This window comes from Streptomyces sp. 796.1 (assembly GCF_047525675.1).
In the GTDB taxonomy this organism is placed as follows: Bacteria; Actinomycetota; Actinomycetes; order Streptomycetales; family Streptomycetaceae; genus Streptomyces.
In genome coordinates this window covers 59,535-80,313 of record NZ_JBLIWA010000045.1, presented here as the reverse complement: position 1 = coordinate 80,313, position 20,779 = coordinate 59,535, and the positions used below count along the sequence as shown (strand labels likewise).

The window sequence follows — 20,779 nt, the reverse complement described above, 5'->3', positions numbered from 1 at the left end:
TGAGGTCGGCGTGATGAGTGCGCTTACGTGGCGCGGAAGGTTCCATCGTAGTCTCGCCCGCCGCAGTGCGGCGCGAGGGTTCCTCCGCCATTGTCGGCGGAACACCGTCCGCCCCCTCCATAGGGGACGTCGTGTCGCGGCGATGCGTTCCCTCGAACGATGGGCATATTCCAGGGGACAACCGAAAAATACGGCAGCCCCCTGGTCAACCGGGTGCACCCGAGGCCATCAGGTCGTTCGGGTGGAGAAACCGATCAGATATCTGCCGTCTCGTCAGACGAGACCGGGAAAGAAAATCTTCATCTCCCGTTCGGCCGACTCCTCGGAGTCGGAGGCGTGAATGAGGTTCTCGCGGACGATGGTGCCGAAGTCGCCGCGGATGCTGCCGGGCGCGGCGGCGATCGGGTCGGTGGGGCCGGCCAGCGTACGGACGCCCTCGATGACGCGCTCGCCCTGCACGACCAGCGCCACGATCGGGCCGGAGGCCATGAACTCCATCAGCGGCTCGTAGAAGGGCTTGCCCACGTGCTCGGCGTAGTGCTGCTCCAGCACCTCGCGCTCCAGGGTGCGCAGCTCCAGCGCGACGAGCTGCCAGCCCGCCTTGCCCTCGATGCGGCCGAGGATCTCGCCCACCAGACCGCGCCTGACCGCGTCGGGCTTGAGAAGGACGAGGGTGCGCTGGCTCATGATCGCGGCTCCTTGCGGATGTGACGGGGGTTATCGCGCCTGAGGCTACAGGGGCTCCCACCATCGGCCGCACCGGGCCTGTCCATGATCGCTTGACGGTACGGGCCCCGGGGCCGGGGGGCCGTCGCGTGGGGGTCGCTCCGTCGGGGCGGTCCGGCCGGGCGCGTACTGACGGGGCGAGGCCTCCCCGCGTGCGGGCCCGGCCGGCCCCGCACGCGCGGAGGGGGCGCGGCCGTCAGCCGCGCCCCCTCCGTCAGAACCGTTGCCCGGCCCCCGGGCGAGTGCCGCGTGTGGGGCCGGATGCCCCGCCGGACTACGCCGGATCGCGCCGGACTACGCCGGATCGGCCGTCGCCCGACCGCCACCCGCGGCGGTGTCGGCCGCGGCCGGTTCCGCATCGACGGGGGCCGACCGCTGCTGCGGGGGCTCGGCCGCGGCCCCACCCGGGCGGGCGGCGGTCTCGGGCGCGCCGGCCCCGGCTCCCCCGTCCGCGGCACCGGCCGCACCTGCCGCCGCACCCTCCGCGGTCTCGCCCTGCCCACCGTCCGCGGTCTGGGCATCCGTCACGGGCTGGCCCGCCGCTTCCGCCTCCGCCAGTTCGCGGGCGCGCTCGTCCATCGCCGCGAACCGCGCCTTCGCCTCGTCGATGTGCCGGCCGTAGTGGATGGAGGCCCACCACAGACCGGTGAAGGCCAGGCCGAGGAAGAACATCACCGGGACGACGAAGCCGCTCAGCACCAGGCCGATCTGGAGCGCCCAGCCGACCTGGAGCGCCCACGGCCGACTCAGCAGGCCGGAGAGCAGGACGCACAGCACCATGGCGATGCCGCTGACCGTCCACACCGTGCCCATGGACAGGTCGGACAGCTTCATCGCGACCAGGCCGGCGAAGCCGATGACGAAGAACTCGCAGATCAGCGTGGACGCACACAGCGTCCGCAGAGTACGCACGGGTCAGTCCCTTCCCAGCAGCAGTCGGGCCTCGCCGACCGTGATCACCGAGCCGGTGACCAGCACGCCGGCGCCGGAGAACTCGCCCTCCTCCTCGGCGAGGGTCACCGCGACGGTCAGCGCCTCGTCGAGCCGCGGCTCGACCTGCACCCGGTCCGGCCCGAAGACCTCCACCGCGACGGCGGCGAGCGCGTCCACGTCCATCGCCCGCTCGTGCGCGTACCGCGTCACGACGACCTCGGCGAACAGCGGCTCGAACGCCTCAAGCACGCCCCGTACGTCCTTGCCGTCGCTGGTGGCGACCACGCCGATCAGCCGGCTGAAGCCGAACGCTTCGGTGACCGCCTCGGCCGTGGCCTGCGCGCCCGCCGGATTGTGCGCGGCGTCGAGGACCACCGTCGGGCTGCGCCGCATCACCTCAAGCCGGCCCGGCGACGAGACGCCCGCGAAGGCGGCCCGCACCGTGTCCAGGTCCAGCGTCCTGGCGTGCTGCGAGCCGATGCCGAAGAACGCCTCGACGGCGGCGAGCGCCACGGCCGCGTTGTGCGCCATGTGGGCGCCGTGCAGCGGGAGGAAGACGTCCGGGTACTCGCCGCCGAGGCCGCGCAGCGTCAGCAACTGCCCGCCGACCGCCACCTCCCGGCCGAGCACGCCGAACTCCATGCCCTCCCTGGCCACCGTGGCGTCCACCTCGACCGCCCGCTTGAGCAGCACCGACGCGGCCTCGACCGGCTGCTGCGCGAGCACCACGGTGGCGCCGGCGGCACCGTCCGTCGTGTCCAGCGCCTTGATGATGCCGGCCTTCTCGACGGCGATCTCCGCGGGCGTGTTGCCGAGCCGGTCGGTGTGGTCCAGCGAGATCGGGGTGACCACGGCGACCGTCGCGTCGATCACGTTGGTCGCGTCCCAGGTGCCGCCCATGCCGACCTCGACCACCGCGACGTCCACCGGCGCGTCGGCGAACGCCGCGTACGCCATCGCCGTCAGCACCTCGAAGAAGGAGAGCCGGAACTCCTGCTGCGCGTCGGTCATCTCCACGTACGGCTTGATGTCGTGGTAGGTCTCGACGAACCGCTCGGCGGAGATCGGCGCGCCGTCCAGGCTGATCCGCTCGGTGATCGACTGGACGTGCGGGCTGGTGTACCGCCCGGTGCGCAGCTCGAAGGCGCCGAGCAGCGCCTCGATCATGCGGGCGGTGCTGGTCTTGCCGTTGGTGCCGGTGATGTGGATCGCGGGGTAGCTGCGCTGGGGCTCGCCCAGGACGTCGAGCACGGCCCTGATCCGCTCGACCGACGGGTCGAGCTTGGTCTCGCCCCACCGGCTGGCCAGCTCCGTCTCGACCTCGCGCAGCGCGCGGTCGACCTCCGGGTCCTGCGGCCTGGTGGGGACGCCGTCGCCCTGGGGCGGTCCGGCCTGCGTCCGCAGCGTGCGGCTGCCCGCCTCGATCACCGCGAGGTCGGGGTCGCGCTCGGTCTCGGCGTCGATGATCTCGTCGAAGGCGTCGAGCCCGTCAGGCTCGGATTCGTCGTTCGGGGGGCGCTCGCTCACGCCGCCAGTCTACGAGGCGGGTCCGACACCGAGCGCGCGCCCGGCCGCCCGTCGTTTGCACCATTAGCAGCCGTATCATCCCTTTTGAAGGGTTCGGCCATACGGCCCCGTCGGCCGCACGGAACGTCCGCCCGTACGAAGCCGCTGGCCGTACGGAGCCGCTGGCCGTACGCCCCCTCCGGCCGTACGACGCCGCTGGTCCCGTGCCGCCGCCAGTCGTACGAAACCTCCGGGCGTACGGAGTCTCCGTCGGCGGTGCGGGCGCCGGGCAGCAGGGACAGCAGCGGAGCGGGGCCGGCCGGCGGCGCGCGGGCCGCCGGTGGAAGGACCAGGTGAAGGACCAGGTGAGGGCTGGATGACAGGCACCCCGTGCGACGACCGGGCCCGGCTCGTTGCCCTGTTGCACACGCTGCCGCTGGCGGCGGTCCTCGCGGACGTCGACGACCGGGTGGTCGGGGCCAACGAGCGGTTCGTCCGGCTGTTCCACCTGGCGGACCGGGTGGACCTGGCGCCCGGCGCCCCGCTCGGCCCGGTCCACGACGCCGTGGCCGAGCTCTACGCGCCGCCGTACCGCGAGCGGTACGCGCGCCCGCACGCGGAGCCCGAGGCGCCGGCCGGCCCGGCCGGGAGCGAGCCGTCCGCCGACGGGTCCCCGGCCGCCGGCGCGCCCCCCGCGGCCGACCCGCCCCGACCCCTGCACCGGGCCGCCGACATACCGCTCGCCGACGGTAGGACCATCCGCCGCCGGCTGGAGCCGGTCCGACAGCACGGCAGGGTGCTCGGCACGCTGTGGACCGTGCAGGACATCACCGCCAACAAGCGCGCCGAACGCGACCTCGAACGCGACAACCGGGCACTCTCCGAGCTGATCCGGCACCGCAGCGCCTTCGCCGCCTCCGCCTCGCACGAGCTGCGCACCCCGCTCGCGGCCATCCTCAGCTTCTGCGAACTCCTCGCCGACCCGGCGTCCGGCGAGCTGACGGGCGAGCAACAGGAGTTCCTCGCCGCCGTCCGGCGCAACGCCGAGCGGATGCACGCCCAGATAAACGACCTGCTCGCGGCCACCACGAGCAGTTCGGCGCAGCTCCAGATGGAGTACGGCTGGGTGCGGGTGCCGCAGTTGCTCGAACGCGCCGTGCTCGACCGCTCGGCCGCCCTCGCGGAAGCGGCCGTCTTCACCTCGCTGACCTGCACCGACGGCCCCGAGCTATGGGCGGACGAGCACCGGTTGCACGCCGTGCTCGCCAATCTGCTGGAGAACGCCGCCAAGTTCACGCCGCCGGGCGGCAGCGTCAGCCTGACCGCCGCGCCAGGCCCCGCCGGTTGGCGGATCGAGGTGGCCGACACCGGCATCGGCGTGCCCGCTGCGTACCGCGAGGAGGTCTTCACCGGCTTCGTCCGCGCGCCCAACGCCCTGCACGGCGGCTACCCGGGCACCGGGATCGGGCTCGCCGTCAGCCGGGACGTCGTACGGCTGCACGGCGGCACCCTCGCGGTCAGCGGGCAGGAGGGCACGGGCGCCGTCTTCGCGATCCACCTGCCGTACGCCGGCCCACTCGGCATCGGCCATCCCACCGGCGGACCGCCCGGGACCGTGGCGGCGGAGACCGCACGAGGGGGTGCGGCATGACCCGGGTGCTCGTCGTCGAGGACGACGCGGACCTGGCGCTCGCGCTGCGCGTCGTCCTCACCCGGGCCGGCTACACCGTGCTCCAGGCCGCGGACGGCCGCTCCGCGCTGCGGCGGCTCTTCGCCGACCGGCCCGCCCTGCTGATCCTGGACATCGGGCTGCCCGAACTCGACGGCTGGCAGGTGCTCGAACGCACCCGGGACCTCACCGACCTGCCCGTCATCCTGCTCTCCGCGTACGGCAGCGAGGCCGCCCGGGTGCGCGGTCTGCGGGCCGGCGCCGACGACTTCCTGCCCAAGCCGTTCGGCAACGACGAACTGCTGGCCCGCGTCGAGGCGCTGCTGCGCCGCACCACCGCCTCCCGCTGGGCCGGCAGCGGCAGCTACGGCGACCAGCGGCTGCGGCTGGTGCCCGAGCGCAGGTCGGCGGTGTGGCACGGGGTCGAGGTGCGGCTGAGCGACATCGAGTTCCGGCTGCTCCAGACCCTGGTCCGCAGCCGCGGCCGGGTCGTCACCACGGAACAGCTCCTGGACCAGGTGTGGGGCGAACCGGAGGGGCGGGGCCGGGAGCGGGTGAAGTTCGCGGTGATGCGGCTGCGGCGCAAGCTCCAACAGGCCACGCGCCCGGAACCCGGTGCGCCGCGCGGGGCCGCCCGGGACCACGGCGGCCTCCCCCACCCGGGCGGCCCGCCCCCGGCCGCCCCGGACCCCACCGGAATCCCCCACCCCGGCGACCCGGCCCCGGACGCCTCGAACCCCACCCGACTCCCCCACCTCACCGGCGCCAACCACCCCACGGACGCGGACCACTCCAGGGGCGCTAACCACCCCACCGGCGCCGACCACTCCACGGGCGCGAACCGCACCGCCTCCCCCGCCGACCCACTGGAGGCGGTGCGCGGCCTCGGCTACCGCTACCGCGAGCCGGGCGACACGGAGCGCGACCCCACGGGGCCCGGGCGCGGCGCCTGAGCGCGCGGCGGGCACCGGCGGGGCCGCGCCGGAACGGGCGGGGGCAGCACGGGCGCAGCACAGCAGGACCTTCGGATGGGCCGAACGCCCCACCCGCGCCCGGGACCTTCGTCCCGAATCGCGCCCGCCCGGCAACCCGCAACCGAGCAGCAACCGAGTGCCATCCGCCGCGACAACCGGCCCCGCCCACACTCCACGGCTGAACCCGTCCCCGGCCCCCATCTGGAGCAGCCGTGCACTCCCTGCCCGCGCGTGGCGTCGCGATCGTCCTCGGCACCCGCCCCGAGCTCGTCAAGCTCACCGACCTCGTGCGCCTCCTGGGCCCCGCGGCCCACCTGATCCACACCGGCCAGCACTACGACGAGGAGCTCTCGGGCCGCTTCCTGTCCGAACTCGGCCTGCCCGAGCCCACCTTCCTGACCGGCGTCGGCGGGCAGAGCCGCGCCGGCCAGATCTCCGCGGCGCTCGCCCAGCTCGACACGCTCTTCACGGCCGAACCGCCGCACGCGGTCGTCGTCCAGGGCGACACCAACGCGGCACTCGCCGGCGCCCTCGCCGCCAACGCCCACGGCATCCCGCTGCTGCACGTGGAGGCCGGGCTGCGCAGCCACGACCGGAACATGCCGGAGGAGCACAACCGGGTGCTGATCGACCGCATCGCCGACGTGCTGTGCGCGGCGACCCCCGAGAACCGGGCCAACCTGCTGGCCGAGGGCGTGCGCGAGGAGCGGATCGCGGTGACGGGCAACACCGTCGTCGAGGCCGTGCACGCCCAACTCCCGCCCGCCGGCGCCCGTTCCGACCTGCTAACCGCGTACGGGCTGCGCGCGGACGGCTACGTGCTGGCCACCGTGCACCGGCCGGAGAACACCGACGACCCGCACGCGCTGCGCGCCGTCCTCGACCAACTGGGCGCCATCGCCGCCGCCGGCACGCCGGTCCTGCTCCCGCTGCACCCGCGCACCCGGGCCCGCATCGCGGCGGCCGGCCTTGCGGGGCTGCTGACGGGCCTGCGGGTGACCCGCCCGCTCGGGTACGGCGACTTCCTGGCGCTGGCCCGGCACGCCGCACTGATCGTCTCCGACTCCGGCGGCATCCAGGAGGAGGTCACCGTCCTCGGCCGGCCACTGATCGTCGTACGCCGCTCCACCGAACGCCCGGAGGCGATGGTGGACTTCGCCGACCTGGTCGAGCCGGGCCCGGCCATCGGCGAGCTGGCCGCACGGCACCTCGCCGAGTCCGCGCGCGGGCTGCGCCGGCTGGCCACCCTGCCGAGCCCGTTCGGCGACGGCCGCGCCTCCGAGCGCATCGTGCACCTGCTGACGGAGCTCACCGCCCGCACGGAGTTCACCGCAGCGGCCTGACCCGCCCCGCGCAGGGCTCCGCGTACGAGCCGTCACGTACGGGCCACGGCGTACGAACCCGCACGCGCATCCGCCGCCGCGTACGAGCCGTCACGCACGAACCACCGCCCACGGGGCTCCCCGTACGGACCGGCACGTACAGCCGGCACGTACGAACCGACACGCGCGCCCCCACCGCCGCCCACCCACGCGCCCGCGCGCCCGGCCGCCGCTCCGTCCCCGTCGCCGACTGACCAGATAAGGGCCCCATGCACCTCGTGCTCCTCCTCTTCCCCTTCGCGCTGCTGCTCTGTTTCCTCCTCTACTGGGCCGGCGCCCGCCACGCCTACCTGCGGCGGCCGGAGCTGGTGCCCGGCGATCCGGGCGAGTTCGACTGGCACTTCTTCGTGCCCTGCCGCGACGAGGAGGCCGTGGTCGGCACCACCGTCGCGCGACTGCGCGCCGACTTCCCCGAGGCCCACGTCTGGGTGATCGACGACGACAGCGACGACCGCACCGCGGAGATCGTCGCCGGCCTCGCCGACGGCGACGTACGCGTGCACCTGGTGCGCCGCGAGCGCCCCGACGCCAGGCTCGGCAAGGGCGCCGCGCTCAACGCCGCGTACGCCCAGCTCGACGAGTTCCTGCCGGCGGGGGCCGACCGGGCGCGGGTCGTCGTCTGCGTCATCGACGCCGACGGCCATCTCGCGCCGCACGCCCTGGAGCGGGTCTCGGGGCCCGCCGCCTTCGGCGACCCGGAGATCGGCGGCGTGCAGGTCAGCGTGCGGATGCGGAACGTGGACGACCGCCGGCCGCTGCCCGACCACGGCAGGCTGCGCAACGCGCTGGCCAGGCTCCTGGTCCGGGTGCAGGACATGGAGTTCTCGGTGTCCAACGCCGGCATGCAACTGCTGCGGACCCGCACCGGTTCGGTCGGCCTCGGCGGCAACGGCCAGTTCACGCGCCTGACCGCGCTCGACCGGATCGCCGCCGCCGAACGGCGCCCCTGGCAGCGCGGCGCCCTCCTGGAGGACTACGAACTGGGCCTGCACATGATCCTCGGCGGCTACCAGATCACCCACGTCGCCGACACCTGGGTCTCCCAGGAGGGCCTGCCGCACGCCCGCCGGCTGCTCACCCAGCGCACCCGGTGGGCCCAGGGCAACCTCCAGTGCCTGCGGTACGCACCCCGCGTGATCGCCTCCCGGCACTACGGCGCCCGGGGCGTCCTGGAGACGCTGTACACCTTCTTCCAGCCGGTCGCGCACCTGCTCACGCTCGCCCTGTGCCTGCTGCTCGGCGTGTCCGTCGGCCTCGACGTCGCGGGCGGCGCGGGAGCCGGGGCCCTCGCCGGCCTGGTCGCGCTGTGGCCGCTGGCCGCCGGCCTCGCCGCGGTCTCCATCGCCCCGTTCCTGCTGTGGGGCCCGGTCTACCGGCGCGACCGCGCCCCCGACCGCTCCCTGGCGGTGTCGCTGGGCTGGGGACTGGCGCTGTGGCTGTACGCGTACCACCTCTTCCCCGCCTCGGCCCGGGCCCTTGGCCGCATGGTCCGCGGGCGCAGCGGCTGGGCGAAGACCCGCAGGAACGCCGAGGCGGTCACGGCAGGTCCGGTCGCCATCGAGAGCTGAACGGAGCGCGTCCGCGGCCCGCGCAGGCGCGCCCCGGCAACGCGAGGGGCCCCGCACCGTGCTCGGTGCGGGGCCCCTCGGCCATCAGTCCAGATCAGCCCGCCACGGCCGCCCGGTCAACGACCCGGCCGGCCGCGCGCGTGTCACGCTTCCGGCAGCCCCGCGAGTTGGGCGGAGATGCGCTCGATGTCCGCCTCGGCCGTCGCCAGCCGGGTACGGATCTTGTCGACCACCGGCTCCGGCGCCTTGGCGAGGAACGCCTCGTTGCCGAGCTTGGCGGTGGCCGCCGCCTTCTCCTTCTCCGCCGCCGCCAGGTCCTTCGTCAGCCGCTTGCGCTCGGCCGCCACGTCGATGGTGCCCGACAGGTCGAGCGCCACGGTCGCGCCCACGACCGGCAGCGAGGCCGTCGCGGTGAAGCCCTCGCCCTCCGGCTGGAGCCGCAGCAGCGCACGGATGGCGTCCTCGTGCGGGGCGAGCCCGGTGCCCGTCAGGTCCAGCCTGGCCGGCACCTTCTGGCCCGGCTGCAACCCCTGGTCGGCGCGGAACCTGCGGACCTCGGTCACGAGCTCCTGGACCACCGTGATCTCCCGCTCGGCCGCCGCGTCGCGGAAGCCGCTGTCGGTCGGCCACTCGGCGACCACCAGCGACTCACGGCCGGTCAGCGCCGTCCACAGGGTCTCGGTGACGAACGGGACCACCGGGTGCAGCAGCCGCAGCGTCACGTCCAGGACCTCGCCGAGCACCCGCCGGGCGGCGTCCGCGGCCGGGCCGCCGGCCTGGAAGGTGGTCTTGGTCAGCTCCACGTACCAGTCGAAGACCTCGTCCCACGCGAAGTGGAACAGCGCGTCGGAGAGCTTCGCGAACTGGTAGTCCTCGTAGAGCGCGTCCACCTCGGCCACGACCGTGTTCAGCCGGGACAGGATCCACCGGTCGGCGGCCGACAGCTCGTCGGGCGCCGGCAGCGGGCCCTGCACCGTCGCACCGTTCATCAGCGCGAAGCGGGTGGCGTTCCAGATCTTGTTGGCGAAGTTGCGGGAGCCCTGCACCCAGTCCTCGCCGATCGGCACGTCGGTGCCCGGGTTGGCGCCCCTGGCCAGCGTGAAGCGGACCGCGTCGGAGCCGTACCGGTCCATCCAGTCGAGCGGGTTGACCGCGTTCCCGAAGGACTTGGACATCTTCTTGCCGAACTGGTCGCGGACCATGCCGTGCAGCACCACGGTCTGGAACGGCGGGGTGCCGTCCATCGCGTACATGCCGAACATCATCATCCGGACGACCCAGAAGAAGAGGATGTCGTAGCCGGTGACCAGGATCGAGTTGGGATAGAACTTCTCGACGCTCTCGGTCTGCTCCGGCCAGCCCAGGGTGGAGAAGGGCCACAGACCGGAGGAGAACCAGGTGTCCAGGACGTCGGTCTCCTGGTGCCAGCCCGGGCCGGTGGGCGGCTCCTCGTCCGGGCCGACGCAGACCATCTCGCCGCTCGGCCCGTACCAGACCGGGATGCGGTGGCCCCACCAGAGCTGGCGCGAGATGCACCAGTCGTGCAGGTTGTCCACCCAGTCGAAGTATCGCTTGGTCATCTCCTGCGGGTGGATGGTGACCCGGCCGTCACGGACCGCGTCACCCGCCGGCTGCGCCAGCGGGCCGACCTTGACCCACCACTGCATGGACAGCCGCGGCTCGATGGTGGTCTTGCAGCGCGAGCAGTGCCCGACCGAGTGCTTGTACGGGCGCTTCTCGGCGACGATGCGGCCCTCGGCGCGCAGCGCGGCCACGATGGCGCTGCGCGCCTCGAAGCGGTCCAGGCCCTCGAAGGGGCCGTGCGCGGTGATCACGCCGCGCTCGTCCAGGACGGCGAGGGTCGGCAGGTCGTGCCGCTGGCCGATCTCGAAGTCGTTGGGGTCGTGGGCCGGGGTGACCTTGACCGCGCCGGTGCCGAACTCCGGGTCGACGTGCGCGTCGGCGACGATCGGGATGCGGCGGCCGGTGAGCGGCAGCTCGATCTCGGTGCCGACCAGGTGGCGGTAGCGCTCGTCGTCCGGGTGGACGGCGACGGCCGTGTCACCGAGCATCGTCTCGGCCCGGGTGGTGGCCACGACCAGGGACGCCTCGCCCTCGCCGTACCGGATGGAGACCAGCTCGCCGTCGTCCTCCTGGTACTCCACCTCGATGTCCGAGATGGCCGTCAGACAGCGCGGACACCAGTTGATGATCCGCTCGGCGCGGTAGACCAGCTCGTCGTCGTAGAGCTTCTTGAAGATCGTCTGGACGGCGCGGGAGAGCCCCTCGTCCATGGTGAAGCGCTCGCGGGACCAGGCGACGCCGTCGCCGAGCCGGCGCATCTGGCCGGAGATCTGCCCGCCGGACTCGCCCTTCCACTGCCAGACCCGCTCCACGAACGCCTCGCGCCCCAGGTCGTGCCGGGACTTGCCGTCCTTGGCGAGCTCCCGCTCGACGACGTTCTGGGTGGCGATGCCGGCGTGGTCCATGCCCGGCTGCCACAGCGTCTCGAAGCCCTGCATCCGCTTGCGGCGGGTGACGGCGTCGATCAGCGTGTGCTCGAAGGCGTGACCCAGGTGCAGGCTGCCGGTGACGTTGGGCGGCGGGATGACGACCGTGAACGGCGGCTTCTCGCTCGCCGCGTCCGCCTCGAAGTAACCACGCTCTACCCAGCGCTCGTACAGCTCCCCCTCTACCTCGGCCGGCGCGTACTGGGTCGGCAGTTCGGGGGCGGCGCTGTTGTGCCCGTCGTGCGGGCGCTGAGTGTTGTCGGTCACGGGCCGATTCTACGGTCCTGGGGTGCGCCGTTACGAACCCGTTGTTCGCCCCGGCGTGAGGGCACCCCGCGGCGTCCGGGAGGATGCTGGCTGAGGCGCGACTGTCGCGCGTGGCCTTCAACACACCGGGGAGTCGCCCTATGAGCCACCACCAGCCGCAGCCCGGGCCCTACGGCGAGCAGCCAGGACCGCACGGCGCCGGCGGTGGCGGTCCCCACACGCCCAACCCCTATGCGGGCCAACCCGGTTACGGCTACCCGGCCGCCCCCACCCAGCCGGGCCAGCAGACCCCACAGCCCCAGCCCGGCGGCTACGGGACCCCGCCGCCCCAGGCCCAGGCCCAGTCACCGGTCCAGCCCCAGCCGCCGGCCGGCGGCTACGGCACCCCCGCACCACAGCCCCAGCCGGGCGGCTACGGCCAGCCGGCGAACCCGTACGCACAGCCCGCCGCCCAGCCCGGCTACGGCCAGCCCACACCGGCCCAACCCGCCCCGCCCCAGGTCGGCGGCTACGGCACCCCCGCGGCCCCGCAGCCCGGCGGTTACGGGCAGCCAGCCCCGAACCCGTACGCGGCGAGCCAGCAGCCCACCGCGTCCTTCCCGCAGGTGAGCGGCGGCTACGCGCAGCCACAGCCCCAGCCGCACCAGCCGCAGACCGGCTACGGGCAGCAGCCGCAGCCCGCCGGCTACGGGCCCGCCACCACCGGCGGGAGCCCGGGCGGCGGCGGGCGGCGGCTCGGGAAGAAGGGGCTGGTCATCGGTGGGGCGATCGCGGTCGTGGTGGCCGCGGTCGGCGGCTTTCTGCTGTTCGCCGGCGACGACGCGCAGAGGTACGAGCTGACCACGCCGCAGACGGTGGCCAGCGACTACCAGCGCGTCGGCGAGGGCAAGGACGAGAGCAACCTCACCCCGGCCGGCAAGGCGCAGTTGCGCGAGATGCCGGTGGTGGAGGACGCCCATCCGATCTCGGCCAACTACCAGACGCCGGGCCAGAAGAAACTCCAGTTCAGCGGCGTGTGGGGGAAGGTGACCGACCCGGAGCGGGCCGCCGACATCGCCCTTGCCGTGATCACCAAGGCGCTCAGCGAGGACGGCACGGCCGAGACCCTGGGCAGCCCGCAGTCCTTCACGCCCGAGGGCTTCGACGGCGACGTGCTCAAGTGCCAGGAGCTGAAATTCACCTCGCCGAAGGGAGCCATCACGGCCCCCGCCTGCGTCTGGGGTGACGACAGCACGGTCGGCGTGACCGTCATGGCCGACCCGGCCGCCCTGGTCACTGGCACGGGCATGACACTGGACGAGGCGGCGGGCCTGGCCGCCGAGGTACGCAACGACGCCCGGGTGGAACGGGGCTGACCCGCCACCCCACCGCAGGGCGGTCACGGGGCGGCGGCGCGTCGGACCCCGGGGCTGACCCGCCGCCCCGTACCGACCACGAAACGACGCAGTACGAACGAGGGAACCCATGAGCCACCAGCAGCCCGGCCCCTACGGCCACCAGCCACCGCAACCTCCGCCGCCCGGGCCCTACGGCCAGGGCGGCGTGGCTGGCGACCCCGGCTACGGCTACCCGCAGCAGCCGCAGCCCGGCCCGTACGGGCAGCCCCAGCCCGGCTACGGCTATCCACCGCAGCCGGGGCCGTACGGGCAGCCGGGCCCGTACGGACAGCCGGGCCCGCCGGTGCCGCCGCCGGGCGGTGGCAACCGGAACAAGGCGATCGGCCTCGCCGTGGGCGCGGTCGTGGTGGTGGCGGCCGTCGTCGGCGGGATCATCGCCTTCGGCGGCGGGGACAGCGACGACTCGGCCAAGAAGGACCAGAAGAAGGAGTCGGTCGTCGAGAGCGGCGACACCGACAGCGGTGACACCGGCGGCAAGGAGGGCACCACCGACCCCGGCGCGACCGGCGGCACCGACGGCCCGGAGCCCGGCCCCACCCAGCCCGCCACCACCCGCTACCAGCTCACCACGCCGAAGATCCTCGCCAGCACCTACACCCGCAAGGGCGCCGGCGACACGGACGACGGCCTCGGCGAGGGCGAGCAGGAGCCGACCGGCTTCACCACCGAGAAGTCGGTGTCGGCCGACTACGTGGGGACGGGCAAGCAGCAGCTCTCCTTCGGCGGGGCCTACGGCACCTCGACCGACCCCGAGGGCAGCGTCGACTGGGTGCTGCGCCAGATGATCGGTGGGGGTGCCAAGCCGAAGACCGCGGCACAGACCTTCACCCCGGTCGGCTTCGACGGCACCATCCTCAAGTGCCAGTTGCTGGAGTCGACGATCCCGATGCAGGTGTGCTCCTGGGGCGACCCCAGCACCGTCGGCGTGGTGCTGGTGGTGGACCCGCTGACCGTCACCAACCCCGGCGCGATCGACCTGAGCCGCACGGCCGACCTCACGGCCCAGGCGTACAAGGACGCCCGCATCCCACGGTGATCCCGCGGCCCGCCCCGGCGCCGGCGAGCCGCGCGGGGCGGGCCGCGGGCGCACCGGGCGACGCGCCTGACACGACGTCAAACGCGCGGGGCGCCCTGCCTGTTGGCCGGGCGCCCCGCGGTTGCGTGCGATGTCCTGAGGTGCGCTACGCGCTCTTCTCGTGCCGCTCGTCCTTGCCGACGATGCGCGGCTCGCGCGGCACCAGGGTCGGGTTGACGTGCGAGTGGACGACCTCTTCGGTGATGACCACGCGGGCCACGTCCTTGCGCGAGGGCACCTCGTACATCACCGACTGGAGGACCTCCTCCATGATGGCCCGCAGGCCACGGGCGCCGGTGCCGCGCAGGATGGCCTGATCGGCGATGGCCTCCAGGGCCGGGCGGTCGAACTCCAGCTCCACGCCGTCGAGTTCGAACAGCCGCTGGTACTGCTTGACGAGCGCGTTGCGCGGCTCGACCAGGATCTGGAGCAGCGCCTCGCGGTCCAGGTTGTGCACCGAGGTGATGACCGGGAGCCGGCCGATGAACTCGGGGATCATCCCGAACTTCACCAGGTCCTCCGGCATGACCTCCTGGAACTGGTCGCTGGCCTCGATCTCCCGCTTGGAGCGGATGGTGGCGCCGAAGCCGATGCCCTTGGCGCCCGCCCGGGACTCGATGATCTTCTCCAGGCCGGCGAACGCGCCACCCACGATGAACAGCACGTTCGTCGTGTCGATCTGGATGAACTCCTGGTGCGGGTGCTTGCGACCGCCCTGCGGCGGCACGGAGGCGGTGGTGCCCTCCAGGATCTTCAGCAGCGCCTGCTGCACGCCCTCGCCGCTGACGTCGCGGGTGATCGAGGGGTTCTCGCTCTTACGGGCCACCTTGTCGATCTCGTCGATGTAGATGATCCCGGTCTCGGCCTTCTTGACATCGTAGTCAGCGGCCTGGATGAGCTTGAGCAGGATGTTCTCGACGTCCTCGCCCACGTAACCGGCCTCGGTGAGCGCGGTGGCGTCGGCGATGGCGAAGGGCACGTTGAGCATCCGAGCCAGCGTCTGCGCGAGCAGCGTCTTGCCGGAGCCGGTCGGCCCGAGGAGCAGGATGTTGGACTTCGACAGCTCGATGCCGTCGTCCCGACTGCTGGCGGCCTCGCCGGCCTGAACGCGCTTGTAGTGGTTGTAGACCGCCACCGAGAGCGCCTTCTTCGCGGCCTCCTGCCCGACCACGTAGCCCTCAAGGAACTCGTAGATCTCACGGGGCTTGGGAAGCTCCTCCCAACGCACCTCGGAGGTCTCCGCGAGCTCCTCCTCGATGATCTCGTTGCAGAGGTCGATGCACTCGTCGCAGATGTACACACCGGGGCCTGCGATGAGCTTCTTCACCTGCTTCTGGCTCTTCCCGCAGAACGAGCACTTGAGCAGGTCGCCGCCGTCACCGATGCGTGCCACGAGGTGCTTCCCCTTCGCCTGGGATCTGCAACGCTTGCGCAGACCCGGGTGCTTGCCTATCGACGGTACCTTGCCGGGGCCCCCGTTCGGGCCCCCCTTGGCCTGACTCGATCCACGTGGGCGTCGAGTGCCCGCCAAGAGGGGCCGAACCCGGCGCGGCGGATCAAACCGAAACGGAACTCTTGCGGGTCGACACGATCTGGTCCACCAGACCGTACGCCAGCGACTCCTCAGCGGTGAGGATCTTGTCGCGCTCGATGTCGTCGCGGATCTTCTCGATCGGCGTCGTGGAGTGCTTGGCCAGCATCTCTTCGAGCTGCGAACGCATCCGCAGGATCTCGTTGGCCGCGATCTCCAGGTCGGAGACCTGCCCGCGCCCGGTCTCGCTGTACGGCTGGTGGATCAGCACCCGCGCGTTGGGCAGCGCCATCCGCTTGCCGGGCGTGCCGGCCGCGAGCAGCACGGCCGCGGCCGAGGCCGCCTGCCCCATGCAGACCGTCTGGATGTCGGGCTTGACGAACTGCATCGTGTCGTAGATCGCGGTCAGCGCGGTGAACGAGCCGCCGGGCGAGTTGATGTAGATCGAGATGTCGCGGTCGGGGTCCATCGACTCCAGGCACAGGAGCTGCGCCATGACGTCGTTGGCGGAGGCGTCGTCGATCTGGACGCCGAGGAAGATCACCCGCTCCTCGAAGAGCTTGGCGTACGGGTCGTACTCGCGCACGCCCTGCGAGGTGCGCTCCACGAAGCGCGGGACCACGTACCGCGACTCGGCGGTCGGGCCCTGGTACAGACCGCTACCGGCGTTGATGTTCATCTGCGTGTTCACCATCCTGATGGCGTTCGGTGGGCTGCTGGGTGTGGAAGCTCGGGCGCCGCTCAGGCCCCGGTGCCGCCGCCGCCCGGAACGCTCGCGGCGGAGGCCATGACGTCGTCGATCAGGCCGTACTCCTTGGCCTCCTCGGCGGAGAACCAGCGGTCGCGGTCGGAGTCACGGGTGATCTGCTCGACGGTCTGGCCGGTGTGGAAGGCGGTCAGCTCGGCCATCCGCTTCTTGGTGTGCAGCAGCCGCTCGGCGTGGATCTTGATGTCCGAGGCCGAGCCCGCCAGGCCGGCGGAGGGCTGGTGGATCAGGATCTCGGCGTTCGGCAGCGCGAAACGCTTGCCCGGGGTGCCCGCGCTGAGCAGGAACTGCCCCATCGACGCGGCGAGGCCCATGGCGATGGTGACCACGTCGTTCGGGATGAACTGCATGGTGTCGTAGATCGCCATGCCGGCCGAGATGGAACCGCCCGGGCTGTTGATGTAGAGGTTGATGTCCTTTTCCGGGTCCGCGGCGAGCAGGAGTAGCTGCGCGGTGATCTTGTTGGCGATGTCGTCGTCGACCGGCTGGCCGAGGAAGATGATCCGCTCCCCGAGCAACCGGTTGTAGACCTGGTCACCGAGGCCGCCACCGACGGTCGGCTCGCCGGCGGCGGAAGGCATCAGATTCGTCACGTATCCACCTGCTCGTTGATTCGACGGCCGCGAGCCGTCTCAGCGTCTTCGTGCGGGCGCGGGGTGCACGGCGCCGTGGAGCGCCCACCCTGCACGCTCCGGGGCTTCCCGCAGCGCCACCCCTGCCCTCGTACTACCGGACCCTAACGCGCAGGTCGGACAACGCCATCCCGCATCAGGAACTGTTCGCTGTGAGCGCAGGCTAGGGAGCGCTGAGCGGCTCGTGGAGCGCCGATCTGCCGGCGCTGCGGCTGCACGTTCGTCAGGGCGCCGACCGTCCGGCGAACGGGCGCACAGCCGCGCCCGGCGGGCAGCCGCGACCTGACCGTGGCCCCGCACCCCCGGGGGTCGTACGCGCGTACGCCGCGGGCGTACGGGTTCGATGCGGGCGCCTGGCGCCGCGCACCGGGCCGGGACGGGCACGGGCCCGGACGCTGGTGCGTCCGGACCCGTGCCATGCCGTCCCGTGCCGGGATCAGGCCGGGGCTCAGCCCTCGGACTTCTCCTCGGCCTTGGCGTCGTCCTTCGCCTCGGCGGCGTCGGCGGAGTCAGCGGCCTCGGTCGACTCGGCGGCCTCGACCGTCTCGCCGGCCTCGTCCTCCTCCTCGTCCTCCAGGTCCACGACCTCGCCGTTGCTGTCGGTGACCTTGGCGGCCTCGACGACGACCGCGAGCGCCTTGCCGCGGGCGACCTCACCGACGAGCATCGGCACCTGGCCGCCCTCGACGACGGCCTGCGCGAACTGGTCCGGGCTCATGCCGGAGGACTGGGCACGGCGCATCAGGTGCTCGGTCAGCTCTTCCTGGCCGACCTGGAGCTTCTCCTTGTTGACCAGCTCATCAAGGATGAACTGGGTCTTGATGCCCTTCTCCGCCTGCTCCTTGGTCTCGGCGTCGAACTCTTCCTCGGTCTTGCCCTGGATCTCCAGGTACTTCTTGAGGTCGAGGCCCATCTGGCCGAGCTGGTGGCTGACCAGGTTGTGCTTGCGGGTCTCGATCTCGTCCTGGAGGAGCTTCTCCGGGATCGGGATCTCGGCCAGCTCCAGGAGGGCGTCGAGCACCTTCTCCTGGGCCTGGGTGGCCTGGTCGTACTTCTTCATCTGCTCAAGCCGCTTGCGGCTGTCGGCGCGCAGCTCGTCCAGGGTGTCGAACTCGCTCGCGAGCTGGGCGAACTCGTCGTCCAGGGCGGGCAGTTCGCGCGACTTGACCTCGGTGACGTCCACCTTGACCTCGGCCTCCTTGCCCTCGGCGGAGCCGCCCTTGAGCTCGGAGGTGAAGGTGGCGGTCCCGCCGGCGGCCAGGCCGGTCACGGCCTCGTCGATGCCGTCGAGGAGCTGGCCGGAGCCGATGGTGTACGCGACGCCCTGCGCGACGCCGTCCTCCAGCACCTCGCCGTCGACCTTGGCCTCCAGGTCGATGGTGACCGTGTCGCCCTCGGCGGCGGCGCGCTCGACCACGGAGGTGGTGGCGAAGCGGTCGCGGAGCTGCTCGACCGACTTGTCGATGTCCTCTTCGGAGACCTCGACCGCGTCGACGGTGACCTCGATGCCGGAGTAGTCCGGGATCTCGATCTCGGGGCGGACGTCCACCTCGGCGGTGAAGGCCAGCAGCTCGCCGTCCTTCAGCTCGGTGATGTCCACCTCGGGCTGGCCGAGGACGTTGAGCTCACCCTCGTTGACCGCGTCGGTGTAGAACTTCGGGAGCGCGTCGTTGACGGCCTCCTCCAGCACCGCACCGCGGCCGAAGCGCTGGTCGATGACCCGGGCCGGGATCTTGCCCTTGCGGAAGCCCGCCACCGTGACCTGCTGGTTGATCTTCTTGTACGCCGCGTCGAGGCTGGGCTTGAGCTCCTCGAAGGGCACCTCGACAGTGAGCCGAACCCGGGTCGGGTTCAGGGTCTCCACGGCGCTCTTCACGGTTCGGTCTCCTTGGGGCTGACTTCTGGGGGTTTCTGCATCGGGTGCCGCAACTGTTGCTGCACCTGGTGTGCGTGCCTGCGCGCGACCACAGCTTGTGGGGACTGCGGCGACGCTGCGGATCACGCCCCTTGGCGAAGCGGCCCGCCGGGTGACCGGGGGCCGTCCTACCAGGGGATACCAGGGGCGGGCCCATTCCCGTCATCACAGACACAGGCGCGCAGCTTGCATAGTAACCGCAAGCGCGAGCATCCCCCCAACGGGATCATGCCCGTTCACGGCCGCCCCTCCGGCCCCGGGTCGGGCCGCTGGTGGCAGGCGCCCGGTGGGCGGGCCGGGGCCGCGCGGGCCGCCCGCAGGGGCCGGGCGCCGGGCCGCGGGTCACCGCGGCACCTGAACGGTGCCGGTCGATGACGCTGGTGGCTGGTGTTGATGGATGCTGCTGGTCGGGGTGGCCGGATTCGAACCGACGACCTTCCGCTCCCAAAGCGGACGCGCTACCAAGCTGCGCCACACCCCGTCGGTGCGACACGTAGGGTACATGCCGATCGGACTCCTGGCTGCCACTTATTCGCGGACCCGAGAAGAGTGTGCGAAAGCCGGGGCTGACCCGCTACGATGCACCTCGTGCCACGGCCGGACCCGCCGAGGTCCACACAGAGCGGCCCTTACGGCGGCTGGTGTGGGGCGAGGGGGACACGGTCACCCGGCACAGGACGTTCACCTCTCGCAGGTGGCGCGCGGGCGTAGCTCAATGGTAGAGCCCCAGTCTTCCAAACTGGCTACGCGGGTTCGATTCCCGTCGCCCGCTCCACTTCTTCGCCTACGGCCCGGCACGCGGAATCTTCCGCCGCCGGGCCGTCGGCGTTCCTGCCGGCGTTCGCGGGGGTCCGTCGGCGTTCGCACGGGGCGCCGGGACCGGGTCCAGCGGGGTTACGGGCGCACGCGGCCACGGGACGCTGACGCCGCGGCGACACCTTGCCCGTACGCATCGGTACGCGCCCCGCCGCGGCCGGATACGGGCACGGGCGCAGCCACGGGCTCGGACACAGGTGTGGGTGCGGCAACGGGCGGCGACGCGGAGTCCGTTGCCGTGTCCGTTGCTGCGTGCGCTTCCCCTTGTGCGAGCGGCCCCGGGTGTGGAGACTCCAGAGACCTCGCGCCCGGCCCGCGCCAGCCGCCCGGCACGGTTCGCCCACGGACGCCGATCGGTGCTGCCGAGCTGCCCGGCGCCACACCGTGCCGCGACCGGCGCCCACCGGCCACGACCGGCAGCAGCGAACGCCTGCCCAGCACTGGTCAGCGCCGGGCAGGGTCGATCGGAGGGGGCGTCATCGCACGCGTCAGGGCAAGGCGACGCCGTCCAGCGCCGTCACCGCCCCGGCCGTCCGCGCCGCTGCCCCACGGGGCGCCCTGCTGGGCGCGCGGCGGGGCACGGGCGTGCGCCGGTTAGAACTCGATGTCGCTGATGCTGTCGGCGACGTTGTCCAAGAACTCTTGGATGTCCGGGGAGGCATCGGTGGATGCCAGCAGGAATCCGAAGAGGATGGAGACGAGCATGGGGACAGCCTTGATCTTTCCCGCCCTGAAGATAAACACCAAAATTATGCCAACTAGCAGCACAACAGACAGGGAAATAACCACGACTGATCCCTCGCCCTCGGTCGCAACACGTCTCCGGCCCGGGGAGGAGCGCGGCCCCGCACACCCCCACCTGAACCATCGTGCCACCAAGTGAGTGATGGTTGGGGCCAGGTGACGAATCATTGGCCAACCGCGTATGCCGCGCGGAGGGCCCGTCCGGGCGTCGTCACGGTGGCGCGAATCGCTTCCTGGAGTGAGGCGGGGCCCAGTTTTCGGGCGTACCGGGCGGTCCGGCGGGCGTCGACCGGCGGCTCAACGCCGCATAAATTCGGCCGAATCCCCTACGTTGGTGGCCCTTACAAACACATTGCTTCCGGGAACTC

At 72.4% G+C, this 20,779-nt stretch carries 14 protein-coding genes, 2 tRNA genes and 1 pseudogene; 7 read left to right on the top strand and 10 right to left on the bottom strand.

What is annotated here, in order from left to right:
* Nucleotides 1–273: 273 nt before the first annotated feature.
* From ndk to folC, 3 genes and pseudogenes are all read right to left on the bottom strand, one after another.
* Complete coding sequence (ndk, locus tag ACMA1D_RS26720; RefSeq protein WP_349993828.1) at nt 274–687, bottom strand: nucleoside-diphosphate kinase; 414 nt, start codon at nt 685–687, stop codon at nt 274–276.
* Nucleotides 688–1,260: 573 nt separating this feature from the next.
* Nucleotides 1,261–1,629 (bottom strand): annotated as a pseudogene (locus ACMA1D_RS26715) (DUF4233 domain-containing protein); the annotation flags it as partial.
* Between the two features lie 12 nt (nt 1,630–1,641).
* Complete coding sequence (gene folC / locus ACMA1D_RS26710) at nt 1,642–3,186, bottom strand: bifunctional tetrahydrofolate synthase/dihydrofolate synthase (RefSeq protein ID WP_414726558.1); 1,545 nt, start codon at nt 3,184–3,186, stop codon at nt 1,642–1,644.
* Between the two features lie 355 nt (nt 3,187–3,541).
* Between folC and ACMA1D_RS26705 the strand changes: the two genes are divergently transcribed.
* The 4 genes from ACMA1D_RS26705 to ACMA1D_RS26690 all read left to right on the top strand — a co-directional run bounded on the left by ACMA1D_RS26705 (nt 3,542) and on the right by ACMA1D_RS26690 (nt 8,758).
* Complete coding sequence (locus ACMA1D_RS26705; protein ID WP_414726557.1) at nt 3,542–4,816, top strand: ATP-binding protein; 1,275 nt, start codon at nt 3,542–3,544, stop codon at nt 4,814–4,816.
* Nucleotides 4,813–5,787: a response regulator transcription factor gene (locus tag ACMA1D_RS26700; RefSeq protein ID WP_414726556.1), complete on the top strand. Its 975-nt coding sequence runs from the start codon at nt 4,813–4,815 to the stop codon at nt 5,785–5,787. Before ACMA1D_RS26705 ends, ACMA1D_RS26700 begins: the two co-directional genes overlap by 4 nt.
* A 233-nt stretch (nt 5,788–6,020) precedes the next feature.
* Nucleotides 6,021–7,151 carry a non-hydrolyzing UDP-N-acetylglucosamine 2-epimerase gene (gene wecB / locus ACMA1D_RS26695; RefSeq protein ID WP_414726555.1) on the top strand — a complete coding sequence of 377 codons (1,131 nt, stop codon included), beginning with the start codon at nt 6,021–6,023 and terminating at the stop codon, nt 7,149–7,151.
* 248 nt (nt 7,152–7,399) lie between these two features.
* Entirely contained in the window at nt 7,400–8,758 is a 1,359-nt protein-coding gene (locus ACMA1D_RS26690; RefSeq protein ID WP_414726554.1) for a glycosyltransferase, read from the top strand.
* A gap of 143 nt (nt 8,759–8,901) precedes the next feature.
* On the opposite strand, the gene ACMA1D_RS26685 is transcribed toward ACMA1D_RS26690, so the two are convergent.
* Nucleotides 8,902–11,535: a valine--tRNA ligase gene (locus ACMA1D_RS26685; RefSeq protein ID WP_414726553.1), complete on the bottom strand. Its 2,634-nt coding sequence runs from the start codon at nt 11,533–11,535 to the stop codon at nt 8,902–8,904.
* 140 nt (nt 11,536–11,675) lie between these two features.
* Here ACMA1D_RS26685 and ACMA1D_RS26680 point away from each other — a divergent pair, with 140 nt between their 5' ends.
* Together ACMA1D_RS26680 and ACMA1D_RS26675 are read left to right on the top strand one after the other, a co-directional pair.
* Nucleotides 11,676–12,890, top strand: a complete 1,215-nt coding sequence (locus tag ACMA1D_RS26680) for a hypothetical protein (RefSeq protein WP_414726552.1) — start codon at nt 11,676–11,678, stop codon at nt 12,888–12,890.
* A gap of 109 nt (nt 12,891–12,999) precedes the next feature.
* Nucleotides 13,000–13,968 carry a hypothetical protein gene (locus ACMA1D_RS26675; protein WP_414726551.1) on the top strand — a complete coding sequence of 323 codons (969 nt, stop codon included), beginning with the start codon at nt 13,000–13,002 and terminating at the stop codon, nt 13,966–13,968.
* A gap of 145 nt (nt 13,969–14,113) precedes the next feature.
* On the opposite strand, the gene clpX is transcribed toward ACMA1D_RS26675, so the two are convergent.
* From clpX to ACMA1D_RS26650, 5 genes are all read right to left on the bottom strand, one after another.
* A complete protein-coding gene (gene clpX / locus ACMA1D_RS26670) occupies nt 14,114–15,400 on the bottom strand; it encodes an ATP-dependent Clp protease ATP-binding subunit ClpX (RefSeq protein WP_176161603.1) in 1,287 nt (428 codons plus the stop codon).
* A gap of 163 nt (nt 15,401–15,563) precedes the next feature.
* Nucleotides 15,564–16,217, bottom strand: a complete 654-nt coding sequence (locus ACMA1D_RS26665) for an ATP-dependent Clp protease proteolytic subunit (RefSeq protein ID WP_414726573.1) — start codon at nt 16,215–16,217, stop codon at nt 15,564–15,566.
* A 62-nt stretch (nt 16,218–16,279) separates the two neighbouring features.
* Nucleotides 16,280–16,897, bottom strand: coding sequence for an ATP-dependent Clp protease proteolytic subunit (locus ACMA1D_RS26660; protein ID WP_349995027.1), 618 nt, complete (start codon nt 16,895–16,897; stop codon nt 16,280–16,282).
* A gap of 487 nt (nt 16,898–17,384) precedes the next feature.
* A complete protein-coding gene (tig, locus tag ACMA1D_RS26655; RefSeq protein ID WP_414726550.1) occupies nt 17,385–18,812 on the bottom strand; it encodes a trigger factor in 1,428 nt (475 codons plus the stop codon).
* 443 nt (nt 18,813–19,255) lie between these two features.
* Nucleotides 19,256–19,332 (bottom strand) — tRNA-Pro (locus ACMA1D_RS26650).
* Nucleotides 19,333–19,552: 220 nt separating this feature from the next.
* On the opposite strand from ACMA1D_RS26650, the gene ACMA1D_RS26645 reads away from it, so the two are divergent.
* Nucleotides 19,553–19,626, top strand: a tRNA-Gly gene (locus tag ACMA1D_RS26645).
* Between the two features lie 635 nt (nt 19,627–20,261).
* Here the strand turns inward: ACMA1D_RS26645 and ACMA1D_RS26640 are convergent.
* The gene (locus ACMA1D_RS26640; RefSeq protein ID WP_414726549.1) at nt 20,262–20,456 is read right to left on the bottom strand and encodes a hypothetical protein; all 195 of its coding nucleotides are present in this window, start codon (nt 20,454–20,456) and stop codon (nt 20,262–20,264) included.
* Nucleotides 20,457–20,779 lie beyond the last annotated feature (323 nt).

Bases quoted from the DNA above. Each gene is read 5' to 3' on its own strand.
- ndk (WP_349993828.1), bottom strand. From the start codon at position 687: ATGAGCCAGCGCACCCTCGTCCTTCTCAAGCCCGACGCGGTCAGGCGC.
- ACMA1D_RS26705 (WP_414726557.1), top strand. From the start codon at position 3,542: ATGACAGGCACCCCGTGCGACGACCGGGCCCGGCTCGTTGCCCTGTTG.
- ACMA1D_RS26700 (WP_414726556.1), top strand. From the start codon at position 4,813: ATGACCCGGGTGCTCGTCGTCGAGGACGACGCGGACCTGGCGCTCGCG.
- ACMA1D_RS26690 (WP_414726554.1), top strand. From the start codon at position 7,400: ATGCACCTCGTGCTCCTCCTCTTCCCCTTCGCGCTGCTGCTCTGTTTC.
- ACMA1D_RS26680 (WP_414726552.1), top strand. From the start codon at position 11,676: ATGAGCCACCACCAGCCGCAGCCCGGGCCCTACGGCGAGCAGCCAGGA.
- ACMA1D_RS26675 (WP_414726551.1), top strand. From the start codon at position 13,000: ATGAGCCACCAGCAGCCCGGCCCCTACGGCCACCAGCCACCGCAACCT.
- ACMA1D_RS26665 (WP_414726573.1), bottom strand. From the start codon at position 16,217: ATGAACATCAACGCCGGTAGCGGTCTGTACCAGGGCCCGACCGCCGAG.